This is a genomic window from Pseudomonas uvaldensis, from assembly GCF_021271205.1.
Lineage (GTDB): Bacteria > Pseudomonadota > Gammaproteobacteria > Pseudomonadales > Pseudomonadaceae > Aquipseudomonas > Aquipseudomonas uvaldensis.
Window position 1 is genome coordinate 19,879 of sequence record NZ_JAIWKS010000004.1, and the last position, 17,135, is coordinate 37,013.

At 61.9% G+C, this 17,135-nt stretch carries 18 protein-coding genes and 1 riboswitch; of the genes, 3 read left to right on the forward strand and 15 right to left on the reverse strand.

All coding sequences use genetic code 11. The features are described from left to right. Window positions 1-40: 40 nt before the first annotated feature. Window positions 41-1,426, reverse strand: a complete 1,386-nt coding sequence (gene rmuC, locus LCU97_RS09810; RefSeq protein WP_232776541.1) for a DNA recombination protein RmuC — start codon at window positions 1,424-1,426, stop codon at window positions 41-43. Window positions 1,427-1,614: 188 nt separating this feature from the next. Beyond that, window positions 1,615-1,938, reverse strand: a complete 324-nt coding sequence (locus LCU97_RS09815; protein ID WP_082339649.1) for an SEL1-like repeat protein — start codon at window positions 1,936-1,938, stop codon at window positions 1,615-1,617. Window positions 1,939-2,863: 925 nt separating this feature from the next. Here LCU97_RS09815 and LCU97_RS09820 point away from each other — a divergent pair. The 3 genes from LCU97_RS09820 (at window position 2,864) to LCU97_RS09830 (ending at window position 5,276) form a co-directional block, all read left to right on the forward strand. Next, entirely contained in the window at window positions 2,864-3,088 is a 225-nt protein-coding gene (locus LCU97_RS09820) for a hypothetical protein (protein WP_053147385.1), read from the forward strand. 275 nt (window positions 3,089-3,363) lie between these two features. Beyond that, window positions 3,364-3,846 (forward strand): hypothetical protein, encoded by a 483-nt coding sequence (locus LCU97_RS09825; RefSeq protein WP_053147383.1) that lies wholly within the window; start codon window positions 3,364-3,366, stop codon window positions 3,844-3,846. 143 nt (window positions 3,847-3,989) lie between these two features. Beyond that, window positions 3,990-5,276: an OmpP1/FadL family transporter gene (locus LCU97_RS09830; RefSeq protein ID WP_053147381.1), complete on the forward strand. Its 1,287-nt coding sequence runs from the start codon at window positions 3,990-3,992 to the stop codon at window positions 5,274-5,276. An 88-nt stretch (window positions 5,277-5,364) separates the two neighbouring features. Here the strand turns inward: LCU97_RS09830 and LCU97_RS09835 are convergent, their stop codons facing one another. The 13 genes from LCU97_RS09835 to cobO form a co-directional block, all read right to left on the reverse strand. After that, window positions 5,365-5,931, reverse strand: coding sequence for a glutathione peroxidase (locus LCU97_RS09835; protein ID WP_232776256.1), 567 nt, complete (start codon window positions 5,929-5,931; stop codon window positions 5,365-5,367). Between the two features lie 182 nt (window positions 5,932-6,113). Continuing rightward, a complete protein-coding gene (locus LCU97_RS09840; RefSeq protein WP_053147377.1) occupies window positions 6,114-7,322 on the reverse strand; it encodes an MFS transporter in 1,209 nt (402 codons plus the stop codon). 51 nt (window positions 7,323-7,373) lie between these two features. Then, on the reverse strand, window positions 7,374-7,778 hold the full coding sequence (locus tag LCU97_RS09845; protein WP_053147375.1) for a MarR family winged helix-turn-helix transcriptional regulator: 405 nt from the start codon (window positions 7,776-7,778) through the stop codon (window positions 7,374-7,376). 82 nt (window positions 7,779-7,860) lie between these two features. After that, window positions 7,861-8,592 (reverse strand): adenosylcobinamide-GDP ribazoletransferase, encoded by a 732-nt coding sequence (locus LCU97_RS09850; RefSeq protein WP_232776258.1) that lies wholly within the window; start codon window positions 8,590-8,592, stop codon window positions 7,861-7,863. Between the two features lie 2 nt (window positions 8,593-8,594). Beyond that, window positions 8,595-9,170: an alpha-ribazole phosphatase family protein gene (gene cobC / locus LCU97_RS09855; protein WP_232776260.1), complete on the reverse strand. Its 576-nt coding sequence runs from the start codon at window positions 9,168-9,170 to the stop codon at window positions 8,595-8,597. Then, window positions 9,167-10,222, reverse strand: coding sequence for a nicotinate-nucleotide--dimethylbenzimidazole phosphoribosyltransferase (cobT, locus tag LCU97_RS09860; RefSeq protein WP_232776262.1), 1,056 nt, complete (start codon window positions 10,220-10,222; stop codon window positions 9,167-9,169). Before cobT ends, cobC begins: the two co-directional genes overlap by 4 nt. Then, entirely contained in the window at window positions 10,219-10,740 is a 522-nt protein-coding gene (gene cobU, locus LCU97_RS09865; protein ID WP_232776263.1) for a bifunctional adenosylcobinamide kinase/adenosylcobinamide-phosphate guanylyltransferase, read from the reverse strand. The genes cobT and cobU overlap by 4 nt, the downstream gene beginning before the upstream one ends. Before the next feature lie 129 nt (window positions 10,741-10,869). Then, entirely contained in the window at window positions 10,870-12,321 is a 1,452-nt protein-coding gene (locus LCU97_RS09870; RefSeq protein WP_232776265.1) for a cobyric acid synthase, read from the reverse strand. After that, entirely contained in the window at window positions 12,318-13,310 is a 993-nt protein-coding gene (gene cobD, locus LCU97_RS09875; RefSeq protein ID WP_232776267.1) for a threonine-phosphate decarboxylase CobD, read from the reverse strand. The genes LCU97_RS09870 and cobD overlap by 4 nt, the downstream gene beginning before the upstream one ends. Further along, the gene (gene cbiB / locus LCU97_RS09880; RefSeq protein WP_053147363.1) at window positions 13,303-14,211 is read right to left on the reverse strand and encodes an adenosylcobinamide-phosphate synthase CbiB; all 909 of its coding nucleotides are present in this window, start codon (window positions 14,209-14,211) and stop codon (window positions 13,303-13,305) included. Before cbiB ends, cobD begins: the two co-directional genes overlap by 8 nt. Next, window positions 14,208-14,858: a 5,6-dimethylbenzimidazole synthase gene (gene bluB, locus LCU97_RS09885; protein WP_232776269.1), complete on the reverse strand. Its 651-nt coding sequence runs from the start codon at window positions 14,856-14,858 to the stop codon at window positions 14,208-14,210. Before bluB ends, cbiB begins: the two co-directional genes overlap by 4 nt. Further along, the gene (locus LCU97_RS09890; protein ID WP_232776542.1) at window positions 14,855-16,177 is read right to left on the reverse strand and encodes a cobyrinate a,c-diamide synthase; all 1,323 of its coding nucleotides are present in this window, start codon (window positions 16,175-16,177) and stop codon (window positions 14,855-14,857) included. The genes bluB and LCU97_RS09890 overlap by 4 nt, the downstream gene beginning before the upstream one ends. An 11-nt stretch (window positions 16,178-16,188) precedes the next feature. Continuing rightward, window positions 16,189-16,815: a cob(I)yrinic acid a,c-diamide adenosyltransferase gene (gene cobO, locus LCU97_RS09895; RefSeq protein ID WP_232776271.1), complete on the reverse strand. Its 627-nt coding sequence runs from the start codon at window positions 16,813-16,815 to the stop codon at window positions 16,189-16,191. Between the two features lie 82 nt (window positions 16,816-16,897). Further along, window positions 16,898-17,108: riboswitch (cobalamin riboswitch) on the reverse strand. Window positions 17,109-17,135 lie beyond the last annotated feature (27 nt).

Here is a 17,135-nt window from a genome sequence, read left to right on the forward strand (position 1 = left end):
CCGGCCGGACACCGAGCCTGTGGCGAGCCCAAGGGTTTGATCAATCCTGGGCTTTTGCGGTTTCTTCCGACAACTCACGCAACCCATCCCCATCGGCCATCGCCCGTTCGAGCAGTTCAGTGGGCAGGCTCTTGCTGGCCCTGGCGCCGAGCAGTTTGAGCTGTTCGCTACGACTGATCAGGTTGCCACGCCCTTCCGTCAGTTTATTGCGCGCCGCACTGTAGGCCTTGTCCAGCTGCTGCAAGCGGCTTCCGATTTCGTCCAGATCCTGGATGAACAGTACGAACTTGTCGTACAGCCACCCTGCCCGCTCGGCGATTTCCCTGGCGTTCTGGCTCTGGCGCTCCTGCTTCCAAAGACTGTCGATCACCCGCAACGTCGCCAGCAGCGTGGTGGGACTGACAATCACGATGTTGCGGTCGAACGCTTCCTGGAACAGGTTCGGCTCGGCTTGCAAGGCAGCAGAAAATGCGGCTTCGATCGGCACGAACAGCAGGACGAAATCCAGGCTGTGCAAACCGTCCAGCCGCTTGTAATCCTTGCCGGCCAAGCCCTTGACGTGGGCCCGCAATGACGCAACGTGTTGCTTGAGCGCATGCAGGGCAATGGCATCGTCGTCGGCGCCCACATACTGTTGATAAGCCGTGAGACTGACCTTGGAATCGACCACCACCTGTTTGTCGCCGGGCAGATAAATCAGTACATCAGGCTGGAATCGTTCGCCGTCCGGCCCCTTCAGGCTGACCTGCGTCTGGTATTCACGGCCTTTCTCCAGACCCGCGTGTTCGAGCACCCGCTCCAGGATCAACTCGCCCCAGTTCCCCTGGGTCTTCTGGCCCTTGAGCGCTCGGGTGAGGTTGGTGGCTTCCTCGCTCAGGCGCAGGTTCAATTGCTGCAGACGCTCCAGCTCCTTGCCCAGGGAAAACCGCTCCCGTGCCTCGGCCTGATAGCTTTCTTCAACGCGTTTCTCGAAGGACTGGATGCGCTCTTTCAGCGGATCGAGCAACTGCCCCAAGCGCTGATGACTGGTTTCGGCGAAGCGCTGCTCACGTTCGTCGAAGATTTTCCCTGCCAGCTCCGCGAATTGCGCACGCAGTTCGTCTCGCGAGCCTTGCAGGTCGTCCAAGCGCTGCTGATGGCTTTCCTGTTGCTCGCGCAACTCGGCCTGCAGGGACGCCGCCTGGGCGTCCAGACGACGCAATTCCGCTTCCTTGCCGGCACGTTCCAGGTTCCAGGCGTGAGCCGCGTCCCGGGAGTTGTCGCGCTCGATTTGCAGCAACTCGACCTCGCGGCGGGCAGCAGCAAGTTCTGCTTGCCTTACGGCATTGGCCTGGCTCAGGTCGCTGATTTCATCACGGCAGGCGTCGAGCTGGGCGTTCAGGCCATCATGAGCCATATGGGCCATGGCCAGGCGCTCTTCCAGCAACGCCAATTCCGTCTGCGCGGCACCGGCCTGGCGCTGCAGGTGCCAGGCCAATGCGAGCAGCGGCACCGCTGCGCCTGCCAGGCCAAACAACAGGCTGGTCAAATCCATAGCCATGACAAATCCTGCCGGTCGAATAAAGCCCGAAGGTTAACCAAGCCGCTGTGGGTTGCCCAGTCGCGTCTACGATTTCATCCTTCTATTTCAGTCAGGGCCTGTTGTGCACGAGCGTCCCCGGCCCGGGCGGCCTGGCGCAACAAATCCTGGCCGATACGCCGGTCCCGGGCGTTACCGCACTCACGACACATCAATTGCCCCAGGCGACTTTGCGCGGCCACCACGCCATCACGGGCCGGCTGCTTGAGCAAGCGCCCGGCAAGGTGTTTGACGCTGGGGCTTGTGCCAAGCCGTGGACTGTCGAGCAACCACTCGGCGACTCGCATCGATATACGCTTGGGAGAGGTAACACCACAGGGTGTGGAGGTAACAGCAGGTGATACTGAGCGAAACTTCATAAAGCACTGTGGGACAGATCGGAAGGCGCGCCACTCTACTCCTTTTTTCGTGTGGGTAAAGTCGAAAAAAACCGGCACGCCCGTCCTAGAGCAAGTGCTTGGGACAATCCACAGAAGCTGTGGATAACTCAGTGGACAACCCCCCCTTAATGGGTCGTAAGCCCTGTAGGACGGGGCCTGCGCTCAAACTGACGATTTTTTCACCAGTAAAAAAAACCGATGTTTTTCATTGACTTAAATTTTGGATACAGGCAGCCACCCGGGATTGTTTCGACGTGACAGTCACATGACAGCTATCGCCACGAGTGTGCACAAGTAACATCGAAAAGGTTATATCGCTGCTTTTTTTTGGTGCGTTTGCATACGCGCCACGGTCGCAAAGCGCTCGCCTTCTATCGTGCGAACCTGGTGCCTGTGTCCCAAAGAACAGGGTCAAGCGCCCCAGATGTCGCCGGTTGGAGATTTCTTGATCAACAGTCTTCCTTTTTGCGGATTGATTCGTTACTATCCGCGCCGTTAGTACCAAGCTGAAAATCAATTCCGGGTCAAACGCTTCGCATACGGTCGCCAGCCCCAAGGGCAGCCTACCGATGGAAGAGACCGGACCCCTCGATGGTTTCCAGGTAAGATTCGCAACCGCACGGCCTTTGATCGATTACAAAGGTGTCGCCAGGTTCCTTACTCTGACCGAACCAGCCTGTAAATTGATCAGGATCTTCACCCTGGGCCCAGAACCTCTGCCCTTGATGTGTCGCCTGCCCTCCTAAGTACCTACCTGCCGGCCCAAGCGCGCACCTTTTACAGCGCTCGAACTGGCTGCTTTGTTCCAGTCGGGTTCTTCGTTCGACCAATGGTGGTCGACGTTACTGGAACGTTTTAACGTTGCACGGTTCTTAACCGTGTCATTTGTAGGAACACCCATAACATGTCGACTCAAATCCAGACACAGGATGCCATCCGCACCCTCACCAACGCCTTCGCTCCAATGAACTGCCTGATCCTGGCCGCTCGCAAAGGCTGTTTCAGCTTCACGCTGGTCAACGAACATGGCATCGCCCGTCACAGCGAGCGCCTTTATCCAGACCAATACTCCAGCGCAGAACCACTGCAGGCTGTGATCGAGCGTACTCGTCAGGCCTTGGTTGCCTGAGGCGCCAGCGAGCTGAAAGAAAACGCCCCGCCCTGAAAAAGCGGGGCTTTTTATTGCCTGGAAATGGCGCAGGAAAGCGAAGCGGCTTAAGCACCAAGGGGTATAAGGTTTATAACCCTTTGCTGAAGATGTTTTAAAAACAGTCCTTTACAGCGGGAATATCACACTACACTTCAAGTCAAGCGGCATGATCCGCTTCCGGCGGAGCCTGAACCGACCCACCGCTGCCAAGCCCACACCTTCAGGCTTCGCCCCTTTCACGTTTCGAGGGTTTTATGGGTATCGCTGCCAGCGAACTGTGTCGATATGTGATCCGCCCCACGCTCCTCTACCTGGGGAGCCACAGTGCCACGGCGGAATCCCTCTTGTTGGGAATCGCCGCCAGCCAATCCGCCTTGGGTTCTGCCCTGCATGACCGTCGCGGGCATGGTTTGTACCGCATTCCCGAACCTCGCCATCGTGCTCTCTGGGATCATTACCTGGCGCGGGATCCGGAACGCGCCAGCCTGGTACGTGGTCTTGCCAGCCAGCATGCTTTTCTCAGCGGCCCCCACCTCGAATTGACCGTCAACCTTCGCTACGCCACCGCCATCGCATGGCTATTGGTGGAAGAACAAAACACTCCACTTCCGGAAGCCGACGATCTGCTGGGTATGGCGCGGATCTGGCGCCATACCTTTCATCCCCAAGGGCGCCTGAGGGATTTCACGTGCGCCTGGCAAAAATGTGTGTGCCCTTTGAATCAGGTCGCTTGCTGAACGGGAATTGTAAAGTTCCGGTGTTGGTAGCGATTTTGGTCGGATTGTCCTACAAAACCGCTCTAAATCAAGCAATACAGGCTATAGCGCTTGACCGAAAATGTTGGTAGTTTTTGCCCCGGTGATCACCTGGAGTTCTAACAATGAAAAAAATGATGCTCAAAACCACCCTTGGCCTTGCCGTTACCTTGGCATCCACTCAGCTCTTCGCCAGTGGTTTCGCCTTGAACGAACAAAGCATCAGTGGCATGGGCACTGGCTTCGCAGGTCGTTCCTCTTCTGCCGATGATGCAAGTACCGTGTTCGGCAACCCTGCCGGCATGTCGCGCCTCAAGCGCCAGCAAGTGACTGGCGGTTTTGCCGCTATCGACGCTTCCACCGATATCAACGATACCAGCGGTACCCGTTCCGGCACCAACAAAGGCGACATGGTCCCGCTCACCGGTGTTCCTATGGGCTATTACGTCAAGCCTATCGATGACCAATGGACCTTCGGCCTGGGCGTTTATGCGCCATTTGGCCTGATCACTGACTATGAAAGCAGCTTCCAGGGTCAAAACTTCGGCAGCAAAAGCGAAGTAAAAGTCGTTACCTTCCAGCCGACAGTCAGCTATGCCTTCAACGACAAGGTATCGATTGGTTTCGGTCCGACTATCAACCGTATTTCCGGTAAGTTGGAATCAACTTTGAATTTGCCTTTGGGCGCTCCGCTCAATGGCGATAACAATGTCACCATCAAGGGCGATGACATTGGCTATGGCTACAATATCGGCCTGTTGGTCCAGGCGACCGACACTACTCGTGTCGGCCTGACCTACCACTCCAAAGTCAAGTACAAGCTCGAAGGTCATACTGAAGTCAACCCAGGCGCTGGCATTCCTGGCGTAATCCTGAGCGGCGCGAAGTATGACGCTTCGCTGGACATCACCACGCCTGAATCGGTGGACTTTTCGGTCACCCAGCAAATCAATGATGCCTGGACCGTTTATGCGGGCAGCACATGGACTCGCTGGAGCCGCCTGAAAGACATTACCGTGCAAAACGACGGTACTGAAACTGGCGGCGGTTTGGTGAACCCTCAACTCGGCACCATTACCGAAGAACAGAACTGGCACGACACCTGGGCCTACGCCATCGGTACCTCCTACCAGTTGAACAAACAGTGGGTGCTGCGTACCGGCCTGACCTTCGACCAGTCGCCTACCAACAATACCGACCGCTCGCCACGTATCCCTACCGGTGACCGGACCATCTTCAGCCTGGGTGCCGGCTGGAGCCCGACCGAAGACCTGACTATCGACGTGGCTTATTCCTACCTCAAGGAAGAAAAAGTCAGCGTCAACCGTACCAACGCGCTAGGCCAGGCCTATAGCGCCGAGTATGAAAACAGCGCAAACGGTTTTGGTGTTGGCGCAACCTACCGCTTCTGATGATCCACGGCGCGCCTGAACCGCTCGCCGGCCGAAACGAAAAAAGCCCCGCGCTCTGCAAAGAGGCGGGGCTTTTTCGTGCCTGGACTCAGGGCTTGGATTCCTGAGGCTTGGAGGCGATAGCCGTCTCTACCGCCTTGATGAACTCCGGATCGTCAGGCTTGATCCGACTGGAGAAACTGCCGACCACCTTGCCCTGGCGGTCCACGACATACTTATAGAAATTCCATTTCGGCGCCCCGGACTGTTCGGCCAAGTGCTTGAACAACGGGATGGCGTCAGCACCGCGCACCGGTTGTGGCTCGGTCATGGTGAAGGTCACTCCGTAGTTGACGTAGCAGACCTTGGCCGTCTCGGCACCGTCCTTGGACTCCTGCTTGAAATCATTGGACGGCACGCCCAGCACCTGCAGCCCTTCGCTCTTGTATCGTTGGTTCAGCGCTTCGAGGCCTTTGAACTGCGGCGCGAACCCGCAAAAGCTGGCGGTGTTGACCACTACCAGCGGCTTGCCGGCGAAGCGCTGGCACAAATCGATGGTTTCCTTGGCCCGCAGCTTGGGCAGCGAACCCTCCAGCAACGGCGGGCAATCGGCGGCCCAGACTTGCCCCGTTGCAGCCAGCAACAGGGCGGGAACAGCAAACCAGCGCATCAGCATGTCGGATGTCCTTGAAGACAAGTCAGGCCATGACGTTACTCCGCTGCACCCCGTGCCGTCCATCATTCAGCAGTTACCCATGCCCAGTTGCATCAAGGCCAGCCCGCCCTGATGCCAGCCCCACCAGGCGAACGCGAGCAGCAGGCCGGCGCCCGCGGCAATCAACCAAGGGCCGACGCGACTCACGCTGCACCCGCCTGTACTTGCAGGCGCGCTACCGGACGCTCGCTCACTGGCCAGTTCAGCGCCGCCGCCATCAGACTGAGCAGGATCGACACCTGCCAGATCAGGTCGTAGCTGCCGGTGTGGTCATACACCACGCCGCCCAGCCAACCGCCCAGGAACGACCCCAATTGGTGGAACAGGAATACGATCCCACCGAGCATGGAAAGATTTCGCACACCAAACAACGTCGCTACCGTACCGTTGGTCAACGGCACCGTAGACAGCCACAGCAAGCCCATCGCCATGCCGAACAGGTAGGCCGTGGTAGTGGTCACCGGCAGCCACAAGAACAAACCAATGACCACCGCCCGCAACAGGTACAAGCCGGTCAGCAGCCGGGGCTTGGACAGGCGCCCGCCCAGCCAGCCTGCGGTGTAGGTGCCGAATATATTGAACAGCCCGACCAACGCCAGCACGGTGGTCCCGACACTGGCCGGCAGATGCTGGTCCACCAGGTACGCGGGCAAATGCACGCCGATGAAGACCACCTGGAAACCGCAGACAAAAAAGCCGATCGCCAGCAGCCAGAACCCGGAATGGCTGCATGCTTCGCGCAATGCTTCGGACAAGGTCTGCTCGTGGCCGGCAAGCGGCGCGGGCGAGTCCTTGAGCATGCTCACCAGCGGCACAATGAACGCCACCAGCAAGCCCAGCGCCAACAGCGCGGCGGACCAGCCCAGCCAGCCGATCAACCCCAGGGTACCGGGCAACATGGCGAACTGGCCGAAAGACCCGGCGGCGCTGGCGATGCCCATCCCCATGCTGCGTTTTTCCGGCGGAACGGCACGGCCGACCACCCCCAGGATCACCGAAAACGACGTGCCGGACAGGCCGAGCCCGATTAGCAGGCCCGCGCTCAACGACAACGACCAGGCAGAATCCGACAACCCCATGAACACCAGACCGAGGGCATAGAGTACGCCACCGATCAACACCACCTTGGCCGCGCCGAAGCGGTCAGCCAGGGCACCGGTGAAGGGTTGAGCCAGGCCCCAGATCAGGTTTTGCAAGGCAATGGCGAAAGCGAACACTTCGCGACCCCAGCCGAACTCGGCGCTCATGGGCGCGAGGAACAATCCGAAGCCATGCCTCACCCCCAGGGACAGCGCAAGGATCAGCGCACTGCCCACCAGGACCCAACCACAGGTTCGCCACATCGATGTCATTTTATTCTCCAGTCGCGGGTATATACCCACTTATCAGCGAACGAACCGGCATCACGCCAGTTCATCCAGCAAGGCCAGCAAGGTTTCGCGCTTTTCGGCGCCCAGCTTATCGATCAGTTTCTGTTGCGCCGCTTCCCAAGCCGGCTGCGCAGCCTCCAGCCTGGCATGCCCGGCGTCGGTCAATACAACGATGCGGTTGCGCAGGTCTTCGCCCTCGGCGAGGCTGACCAACCCCTCGCCTTCCAGCACCCGCAGATTACGCCCCAGAGTGCTGCGGTCCAGGCCCATGGCCTCGGCCAGGGAGGAAATGCTCGGCTGGTCCAGGCGCGCCAGGTTATTCAGCAGCGAATACTGGGCAACGTTGATCCCGAAGCCATCGAGGGCGCCGTCGTAGTACTTGCTGACGCCCCGGGCGGCACGACGCAGGTTGATGCACAAACATTGGGAAGGAAGCATGATGCGTGTATATACCCGTGAATAGATGAATGCAAATTTAAATGGATTATTTTGGCAAAGTTATCCGGCCAGGCAACCAGGCTCAGATCAACGCCAAACCCACCAACACCGCCATTTCAAGCAGCTCCAGCAAGGCCCCGGCCGTATCGCCGGTGCATCCGCCCAAACGACGCAACATCATGTGCCGCAGGCCAACAAACACCCCCGACGCGATGATCAGTGCCGCCGCCCCCGTCCAACCCGCCACCAGAACGCAACCCAGGGCACCGACGAATACCACCTGCCACCCCGCAGACCGTGGCAAGTGGTCCGCGAGCGCCTGCCCCAATCCGCCAGCCCGTACGTAAGGTGTGGTCAGAAACAAGCCCAGCAACGCGCCGCGCCCCAACAGAGGCACGATGACCAACACCAGGGTCTGACCTTGCTCGATCAATGCCAACAGCGCCGCGAATTTGAGCAGCAGCACCAACACCAATGTAATGACGGCGATGGGGCCGCTGCGGGGATCTTTCATGATCAGCAACGTGCGCTCACGATCGCCAAAGCCGCCGAGCCAGGCATCCGCGCTATCGGCCAGGCCATCGAGGTGCAGACCGCCGCTGAGCAACACCCACGCCGTCAACAACAGCGCCCCGTGCAGCAACGGTGGCGCGCCCGCCAGCAGGATGTTCAGGCCCCACAGTACAACACCGAACAACAGCCCCACCAACGGATAGAACAGCAACGAACGACCAAGCTGCGCGGGCTCGGGCATGCCGGACAGACGAACCGGCAAGCTGCTAAGAAACTGCAAGGCGATCCAGAACGCCAACATCGTCAGGTCATCTCCACCAGAACCGAACCGGGTGACACGCACAGTGAAAACAGCGCACCATGGGCCACTTCGACGTTGAGCAATTGTTCCCGTGGCAGGCCCCGGGCCCGGGCCAACAGCAAGCGCATCACACCACCATGACTGACCAGCAGGACACGCTGCCCTGCATGGGCCGCATACAGACGGTCCACCGCCGCCAGGACGCGTGCCGAAAACGCCAGCACCGGCTCACCGTCGGGCGGCGTGAACCGGTAAGGATCCGCCCAGAACCGGCCCAGAGCCTCAGCGTCGGTGTCCATCAATGTCGCCGCGCTACGGCCCTCCCAAGCACCGAAGTGCAACTCTTGGAGGTCCTTGTCCAAGTGCACCGGCACGTCGAGTCGCTCACCCAGCTGTTGCGCGAAATGCGCACAACGCTGCAATGGCGAACTCACCAGCCGGTCCCAGGGTCCGCCCCCCGCCACCGCCGCATGCATCTGTTCCCAGCCGCGGGATGTCAGAGCGTCATCGAGACTGCCGCGCAGCCCGCCGCCCAGCTCGGTCTCACCGTGGCGCAAAAGGTCCAGGCGCAAAGTCATGCCGGGCGATCCGCCACCGCCGCCTCGGCAAACGTCGCCATTTGCCCGTGCAGGTCACAGGCCAGGCGCAGCAGCGGCACCGCCAGCGCTGCGCCACTGCCCTCTCCCAAGCGCAGGCCCAAGTCCAGCAGCGGTTCGGCATCGAGGGTTTCCAGCACATGGCGATGCCCAGGCTCGGCACCGCGATGGGCAAACAACAGCCATGGCCGGCAGCCCGGGTTGAGCCGCACCGCCACCAATGCCGCGACGCTGCAGATAAAACCGTCCACCAGCAACGCGACACCTTGCTGAGCACAGGCCAGGCAGGCACCGACCAGCGCCGCGATTTCAAAACCGCCCAGATTGAACAGCGTCTGCAGCGGATCGTTGCGCTGGGCACCATGCAACGCCAGGGCGCGCTCGATGACTTGCGCCTTGTGATTGACACCCACCGCGTCCAGCCCCGTACCCGGCCCGACCAGGTGCGCCACCGGGCAATCCAGCAAGGCGCAGGCCAGGGCGCTGGCCGCCGTGGTGTTGCCAATCCCCATTTCTCCACCGATGAATAACTGCGTTCCGGCCTCGACGGCGCGCATCACACTGTCGCGTCCCGCTTGCAAGGCCTGCCCGCCTTGCTCCGGAGTCATCGCCGGCCCCTGGACGAAGTTCGCGGTGCCGGGCCCGACTCGCAGGTGCCTGACACCCGGCAGTTCCAACGACGACACCACTGTGCCCAGGTCCACGACTTCCAGCCGGGCATCCAATTGCCGCGCCAGGACACTGATGGCCGCGCCGCCACTGACGAAGTTGAGCAGCATCTGCCCGGTCACTTCCTGGGGATAGGCCGACACACCTTCAGCCACGACCCCATGATCACCCGCGAAAATCGCGATCCAAAGCCGATCCAGGCGCGGTTTGAGCTGCCCTTGCAGGCCCGCCAGTTGCACCGCTACCGATTCGAGCCGTCCCAGGGAACCGGTGGGTTTGGTCAGTTGCTGCTGGCGGGCCGAAGCCTGTTCCAGGGCCTGGGTGTCAACGGGTTTACAAGGTTCCAGCCACCAGCGGTGATTCATAACGCGCTACCTTTGAGTGTCAGGGGCAGGCCGGCAACGGTCAGCACGACACGCTGACAACGCTCGGCCAGGGCTTGATGCAGCCAACCGGCTTCATCGACGTAACGGCGAGTCAACTCGCCCAGCGGCACGACACCCATCCCGGTCTCGTTGCTGACAAAAATGATTTCACCGGGCAGCGAGGCCACGTCGCCCAACAACGCTTCGCGCTCCGTGTCCAGTTGCTGCGGATCATCGAGCATCAGCAGGTTGGTCAACCAGAGGGTCAGGCAATCCACCAGCAGGCATTGCCCGTGGCCGGCGTTCTCGCGCAGCACCCGCGCCAGGGCCAGCGGCTCCTCCACCAGTGACCAGTGCACCGGCCGTCGTTGACGATGGCGGGCGACCCGTTCGTTCATCTCGCCATCCAGGGGTTGGCTGGTGGCGATGTAGGTCACCGGCAAGCCAGTATCCGCCGCGAGTTTTTCCGCCAGGCGACTCTTGCCGGAACGGGCGCCGCCGAGGATGAGTTGGAGCATGGAGTTCTGCCTTTAAATAGGTGGTGTGGCGGCTGGCCTCATCGCGAGCAGGCTCGCTCCCACAGGAAATTGTGAATGCCGATCCATTGTGGGAGCGAGCCTGCTCGCGATGAGGCCAGCCCATCCACCTCAAATCCCACAGAGCTCACGCAGCAGCCCGGTATCCAAATGCCGCTCCACCAGATCCGCCAACCGCTCGATGTCCCGCTCGCGCAAGCCGTGGTAGTCCACCGCCTGCACATCTTTTAACCCGGCCCAACGCAACAAGGCGCTGCTGGCCGCTGGCGATTCGAACAGACCGTGCAGGTAGGTGCCGAAAATCTGTCCATCCAGACTGCGGGCACCGTCGCAGCGGCCGTCATCCAACTGCACTGCGGGGGTTTCCAGGGCTGGGCCGACGGTGACGCCGGCATGAATTTCGTAGCCGCTGATCTCGGCATCTTCCAGCATCAGCCGCCCTCGCACGTTACGTAGCTGCTTCTCTTGCTCCAGGGTCGTTTCGAACGCCAACAGCCCCAGCCCGGCGCTGGAGCCCGCTGCCCCTTCGAGCCCCAGGGGATCGTGGACCTGTTGGCCGAGCATCTGCAATCCGCCGCAAATCCCCAGCACCTTGCCGCCATAACGCAAGTGACGCTGAATAGCCGCTTCCCAGCCGTTGGCACGCAAATGGGCCAGGTCGCTGCGCACACTTTTCGAGCCGGGCAGTATGATCAGGTCGGCTGGCGGGATGGCCTGGCCGGGACCAATGAATTGCAAATCCACCTGCGGATGCAGGCGCAGCGGATCGAAATCGGTGTGGTTGCTGATACGCGGCAGCACCGGCACTACCACCTTGAGCACCTGTTCGGCCTTGTCGGCCTGGCGCTGGTCCAGGCCGTCTTCGGCTTCCAGGTGCAGATCCATCACGTAGGGCAGCACGCCGACCACCGGTTTGCCGGTGCGCGCTTGCAGCCAGTCCAGGCCCGGCTGCAGCAAGGCGATGTCGCCACGAAAGCGATTGATGATGAAACCTCTGACACGCGCCTGCTCGCTGGGCGACAGCAGCTCCAGGGTGCCCACCAGATGAGCGAAGACTCCGCCACGATTGATATCGGCGATCAACAGCACCGGGCAATCCACCGCCTCGGCAAATCCCATGTTGGCGATGTCGCCGGCCCGCAGATTGATCTCCGCCGGCGATCCGGCGCCCTCTACCATCACCACCGGATAGGCCGCGCTCAATCGTTGGTGGGAGGCCAACACCGCTTGCATCGCGATGGCCTTGTAGTCGTGATAAGCGACAGCATTCATGGTGGTGACGGCGCGCCCGTGGATGATGACTTGAGCGCCGGTATCGCTGTTGGGCTTGAGCAGAACCGGATTCATGTCGGTATGGGGCTCGAGGCCGGCGGCCTGGGCCTGCACCGCCTGGGCGCGACCGATTTCACCGCCATCGGCAGTCACCGCACTGTTCAGGGCCATGTTCTGCGGCTTGAACGGCACTGCGCTCACGCCCTGGCGACGGATCCAGCGGCACAACGCGGTTACCAGAGTACTTTTGCCCGCATCGGACGTGGTGCCCTGCACCATCAAGGTCGTCATGGCGTGTCCTTGGCGTAAGCCTCGAAAGCCTGTTCGAGGCGCAAAAATTGTGCGTCATCGGCAGGAAGGCCGAAACGCAGACTGCTGTTGTTGGTAAACAGCCGCAGGAGAATGCCGCGATGAGCCATGAAGTCGTGAAGCGCCTGGGCGTCTCCGGTGATCAGCCATTGGAACAATCCGCAACCACCGTGGGGCTTGAAGCCATGACGTTCCAGCATCAGCGCCAGTCGCAGACTGGCGGCTTCGCAGCGCTGCCGCTGCCGGGCGTGGGCGGCAGTGTCCCGCAGACACACCTGGCCCAGGACCCGGGTCGGCCCACTGACCGCCCATGGACCGACCTGTTCGGCAAGTAACTTGAGCAAGTGCCGCTCGGCCAGAACAAACCCCAGGCGAACCCCGGCCAGACCGAAAAATTTGCCGAACGAGCGCAGCACGATCAGCCCGACCTGATGGGCATGGCCGGCCACGCTCAGTTGCGGCGTGACATCCATGAACGCTTCATCCATCACCAGCCAGCCCCCGCGCTGGGCCAGACGGGCGTGCCAATCGAGCAGACGCTCCGGGGTCAGGCTCAGGCCCGTCGGATTGTTGGGGTTGACCACCACCAGCACGTCGAGGCTGTCGAGGAAGAAATCCACTTCGGCTTCCAGCACTTCGCGCACGATATAGCCATTACGGCGCCAGGCTTCGGCGTGCTCGGCGTAGCACGGAGACAGCACGCCGACCTTGCCGGCCCGGCGCAGGCGCGGCAGGAGTTGGATGGCCATCTGCGAACCCGCCACCGGCAGCACATGCTCAGCGCCGTAGTAATCGCGGGCCGCCTGCTCCAGGCCATCGTCGGTTTCCGGCAGGCGCGCCCAGGCCCGCAGTGGAATCTCCGGGACCTCGAATGGCCAGGGGGCCAGGCCACTGGACAAATCGAGCCAGTCTGCCTCGGCGATTCCATATTGCCAGGCCGCATTGCGCAGGCGCCCACCGTGTTCAAGCATAGAACTCAGCCCCCACGCAGAGAATCAGTAGCCACAACCATACCCCGCGCTGGACCAATTGCCAGCCGCGATCGATGGAATCGGCACTCGCCGGCACGCCCTCGCCCAGAGGTGGGCGCTGATGCAGTTCGCCGTGATAAACCGCCGCGCCACCCAGCTCCACACCCAGCGCCCCCGCACCGGACGCCATGACGGGCCCGGCGTTGGGGCTGTCCCAGGTCGGCCCCTGGCGGCGCCAGCATTGCAGCGCCAGGCGGGTTTTCCCCAGCAGCGCGTAAGTCAATGCCACCAATCGCGCGGGGATGTAATTGAGCACATCGTCGATCTTGGCCGCTGCCCAGCCGAACCGCTCGAAACGCTCGTTGCGATAGCCCCACATGGCATCGAGGGTGTTGCTCAGTCGATACAACACTACGCCGGGCGCACCCGCCACGGCGAACCAGAACAGCGCGGCGAACACCGCATCGCTGCCGTTCTCCAGCACCGATTCGGTGGCGGCACGGGCGACGGCGGTCTCGTCCAGCTCACGGGTCTCGCGACTGACCAGATAACCCACCCGCCGACGCGCTTCATCCAGCTCCCCACAGCGCAACGCCCGGGCCACCGGCTCGACATGCTCACCCAGGCTGCGCAGGCCAAGGGCGCAGTACAACGCCAGGATGTCCACCAGCCAACCCACCAGTGGCGCCCAGGACAAGGCTGTCGCCAACAAGGTCAACGGCACCACGGCGATGATCCACGCTGTCACCCCATGGCTGCGCCAGCCACGCCCACCGGAGTTGAAACGTTGTTCGATACGATCGGCAAACCGACCGAACGCCACCAGTGGATGCCCGCGCCGGGGTTCGCCCAGCAGCGCATCCAGCGCCACGGCGGCAGCACTGAGCAATGCCACGCTCATGGGCGAATTCCCCAACGGTTTTCATAAAGCAGTTCATGCAGCGGACGCGGCTGTGCCCAGCCTTCCAGGGCGAGCATAGGAGCCGGGTAAAAGCCCTCGACCGGTCCCAGGCACAGGATCGCCAGCGGCTTCGCGCCGGCAGGCAGGCCCAGCAGGTCAGCCAGGGCCAAGGGTTCGAACAGCGATACCCAGCCCATCCCCAGCCCCTCGGCGCGGGCCGCCAGCCACAGATTCTGGATGGCGCAGGAGAGCGAGGCCAGATCCATTTCCGGCAAGGTCCGGCGACCGAAGATGTGCCGCTCCCGGCCGTCCATCAACGCCGCCACCAGCACTTCGGCACAGTCGTTGATGCCTTCGACCTTGAGCTTCATGAACTCATCGCTGCGCTCGCCCAAGGCCTCGGCCGTCCGGATGCGCTCCTGCTCCACCAGTTGCTGGATATCGCCGCGAAGGGCGCGGTCGCTGATGCGGATGAACCGCCACGGTTGCATCAGGCCCACGCTGGGAGCCTGGTGCGCGGCTTCCAGCAAGCGACGCAGCAAGGCCGGCTCGACCGTGCCACCGATGAAATGACGCATGTCGCGCCGTTCGGCGATGGCGCGATAGACAGCTTCGCGTTCGGCTGGGGAGAAAGCGGTGTCTGTCATGGCCTGCTCGCGATAGCGGCCTCAGGATCGGGTGCGAACAACGCGGCAACCGCCCTCGGATTGGACGGGAAGTAAAAATGCACGTAGGAAGCCGTCATCCGCCCCTGCCGGAAAACCGCCTCCGCCCCGCGCCCGCCATTGGGGCTATGGCCGCGGGCAATCGGCGCGAGTTCAGTACGGGTCAATGAATGATGATAGGTATGCCCTCGCAGAAGGCCTTCCGGCAGTTCCACCGATTGCAGGGCCAAGGCGGCCAGGCGTTTTTGCATCTGCGCATCACCCGGCAGCAGGCCCAGTAGCTCAGCGCAGGTCCCTTCGACATCGGTCAGCGAATCCAGCAGGTAGAGCATGCCGCCACATTCGGCCAACAAGGGTTTTCCCGCTTCGTGATGAGCACGGATCGCCGTCAGCATCGGCGTGTTTTGCGCCAAGGCAACGTGGTGCAACTCAGGGTAGCCGCCAGGCAGGTAAAGACTGTCCGCCTCGGGCAGCGCTGTGTCATGAATCGGCGAGAAGAAGCTCAGTTGCGCGCCCATGGCCCGCAGCAGGTCGAGGCTCGCGCCATAGGTGAAAGCGAATGCTTCGTCCCGGGCCACGGCAATGCGCACGCCCTCGAGCAACGGTTGCGCAACGACCAACTCAGGTGCGGCGAACGTTACAGCGGGCGGCAGGGTCACTTCGCAACTGCTTGCCAACGCCTCGGCGGCGGCGTCGAGGCGCAGGTCCAAATCGTTCAACTCACGGGCCTGGACCAACCCGAGGTGGCGACTGGGTAATTCGATGCCGGTTTCGCGGGACAGCGCGCCATACCAGCGCAGACCTTCGGTCAGGCTGCCTTCGAGCAGTTGTGCATGGCGCAAAGTGCCGACCCGATTCGCCAGGACCCCGGCAAACGGCAAGTCCGGCTGATACCGAGCCAGTCCCAGCGCCAGCGCACCAAACGTTTGGGCCATCGCCGTCCCGTCGATCACCGCCAGCACCGGTACACCGAAATGCCGCGCCAGATCGGCACTGGAGGGCGTACCGTCGAACAACCCCATGACGCCTTCGATCAGGATCAGGTCCGCTTCGGCGGCGGCTTCCCACAACAACCGCCGGCTTTCCTGCTCGCCGACCATCCACATGTCCAACTGGTACACCGGCGCACCGCTGGCACGCTCAAGGATCATCGGATCGAGAAAATCAGGACCGCACTTGAAGACACGCACGTTGCGCCCCTGGTTGCGATGCAACCGGGCCAGGGCGGCGGTGACGGTGGTCTTGCCCTGTCCCGAGGCCGGGGCGGCGATCAAAACCGCCGGGCACTGGCGACTGCTCATGCAAGGGTTGATCACAGTTCGACGCCTTTCTGCGCCTTGATGCCGGCCTGGAAGGCATGTTTGATCATGCCCATCTCAGTCACGGTGTCCGCCAGTTCGATCATCTGCGGCTTGGCGCCACGACCGGTCACCACCACGTGTTGCATGGGCGGACGGGCCTGTAAGTCGCCCAGCACCTGATCCAGATCCAGGTAACCGTGCTTGAGGGCGATGTTCAGTTCATCGAGCACCACCAGCCCAACGGAAGGGTCGCTCAGCAATTGGCGCGACACCGCCCAGGCCGCCTCGGCAGCGACGATGTCGCGTTGGCGGTCCTGGGTTTCCCAGGTGAAGCCCTCGCCCATGACATGAAAACGCACCTGTTCCGGGAAGCGACGGAAGAACAGTTCCTCACCGGTGCTGTTGCGGCCCTTGATGAACTGCACCACCCCGCACTGCATACCGTGCCCCATGGCCCTGGCCAACATGCCGAAGGCCGAACTGCTCTTGCCCTTGCCGTTGCCGGTCAGCACCAGCAGCAGGCCGCACTCGTTCGGTGAGTTGGCGATACGCTCATCGATCACGGCTTTCTTGCGCAGCATGCGCGCCAGATGGCGCTCGTCGCGCTCGGACGCATCGGTGGTGGGGGAACCGGTCATGGGGGAAGCCTCCGTTGGGGACAGGATAACGGCGGGCGGGCACGAAAACAGACGGCAACAAGCCTGGCATCGCCCACCGTGATGCCGTTGGATGTATCAGGCCGGTCTCCGGGCTCATGAGCGGCGCGATGCCGAGCTGCGCGCCTTCCCATGTCCGCGGACACAGTGGCCTAGGCGCAGCGTTGACTCATTTACCGTTGCGGGGGCAGCGCCGGGTTCGCATTGGCTCACCGGCTTCCCTGTTTCACTTTGTCGGCCTGCGACCACAAAGCACCTGAAACAAGCCGCGAAGGTTAGAGGGTTGGGGTTGGAGCGTCAAT

Coding starts and splice junctions, on each gene's coding strand:
- cobC (WP_232776260.1), bottom strand. CDS start 9,170: ATGACTTTGCGCCTGGACCTTTTGCGCCACGGTGAGACCGAGCTGGGC.
- bluB (WP_232776269.1), bottom strand. CDS start 14,858: ATGACAGACACCGCTTTCTCCCCAGCCGAACGCGAAGCTGTCTATCGC.
- LCU97_RS09840 (WP_053147377.1), bottom strand. CDS start 7,322: ATGACATCGATGTGGCGAACCTGTGGTTGGGTCCTGGTGGGCAGTGCG.
- LCU97_RS09830 (WP_053147381.1), top strand. CDS start 3,990: ATGAAAAAAATGATGCTCAAAACCACCCTTGGCCTTGCCGTTACCTTG.
- cbiB (WP_053147363.1), bottom strand. CDS start 14,211: ATGAGCGTGGCATTGCTCAGTGCTGCCGCCGTGGCGCTGGATGCGCTG.
- LCU97_RS09845 (WP_053147375.1), bottom strand. CDS start 7,778: ATGCTTCCTTCCCAATGTTTGTGCATCAACCTGCGTCGTGCCGCCCGG.
- cobD (WP_232776267.1), bottom strand. CDS start 13,310: ATGCTTGAACACGGTGGGCGCCTGCGCAATGCGGCCTGGCAATATGGA.
- cobU (WP_232776263.1), bottom strand. CDS start 10,740: ATGCTCCAACTCATCCTCGGCGGCGCCCGTTCCGGCAAGAGTCGCCTG.
- LCU97_RS09835 (WP_232776256.1), bottom strand. CDS start 5,931: ATGCTGATGCGCTGGTTTGCTGTTCCCGCCCTGTTGCTGGCTGCAACG.
- LCU97_RS09820 (WP_053147385.1), top strand. CDS start 2,864: ATGTCGACTCAAATCCAGACACAGGATGCCATCCGCACCCTCACCAAC.
- cobO (WP_232776271.1), bottom strand. CDS start 16,815: ATGACCGGTTCCCCCACCACCGATGCGTCCGAGCGCGACGAGCGCCAT.
- LCU97_RS09870 (WP_232776265.1), bottom strand. CDS start 12,321: ATGACGACCTTGATGGTGCAGGGCACCACGTCCGATGCGGGCAAAAGT.
- LCU97_RS09815 (WP_082339649.1), bottom strand. CDS start 1,938: ATGAAGTTTCGCTCAGTATCACCTGCTGTTACCTCCACACCCTGTGGT.
- LCU97_RS09850 (WP_232776258.1), bottom strand. CDS start 8,592: ATGTTGGCGTTCTGGATCGCCTTGCAGTTTCTTAGCAGCTTGCCGGTT.
- cobT (WP_232776262.1), bottom strand. CDS start 10,222: ATGAATCACCGCTGGTGGCTGGAACCTTGTAAACCCGTTGACACCCAG.
- LCU97_RS09825 (WP_053147383.1), top strand. CDS start 3,364: ATGGGTATCGCTGCCAGCGAACTGTGTCGATATGTGATCCGCCCCACG.
- LCU97_RS09890 (WP_232776542.1), bottom strand. CDS start 16,177: ATGAGCAGTCGCCAGTGCCCGGCGGTTTTGATCGCCGCCCCGGCCTCG.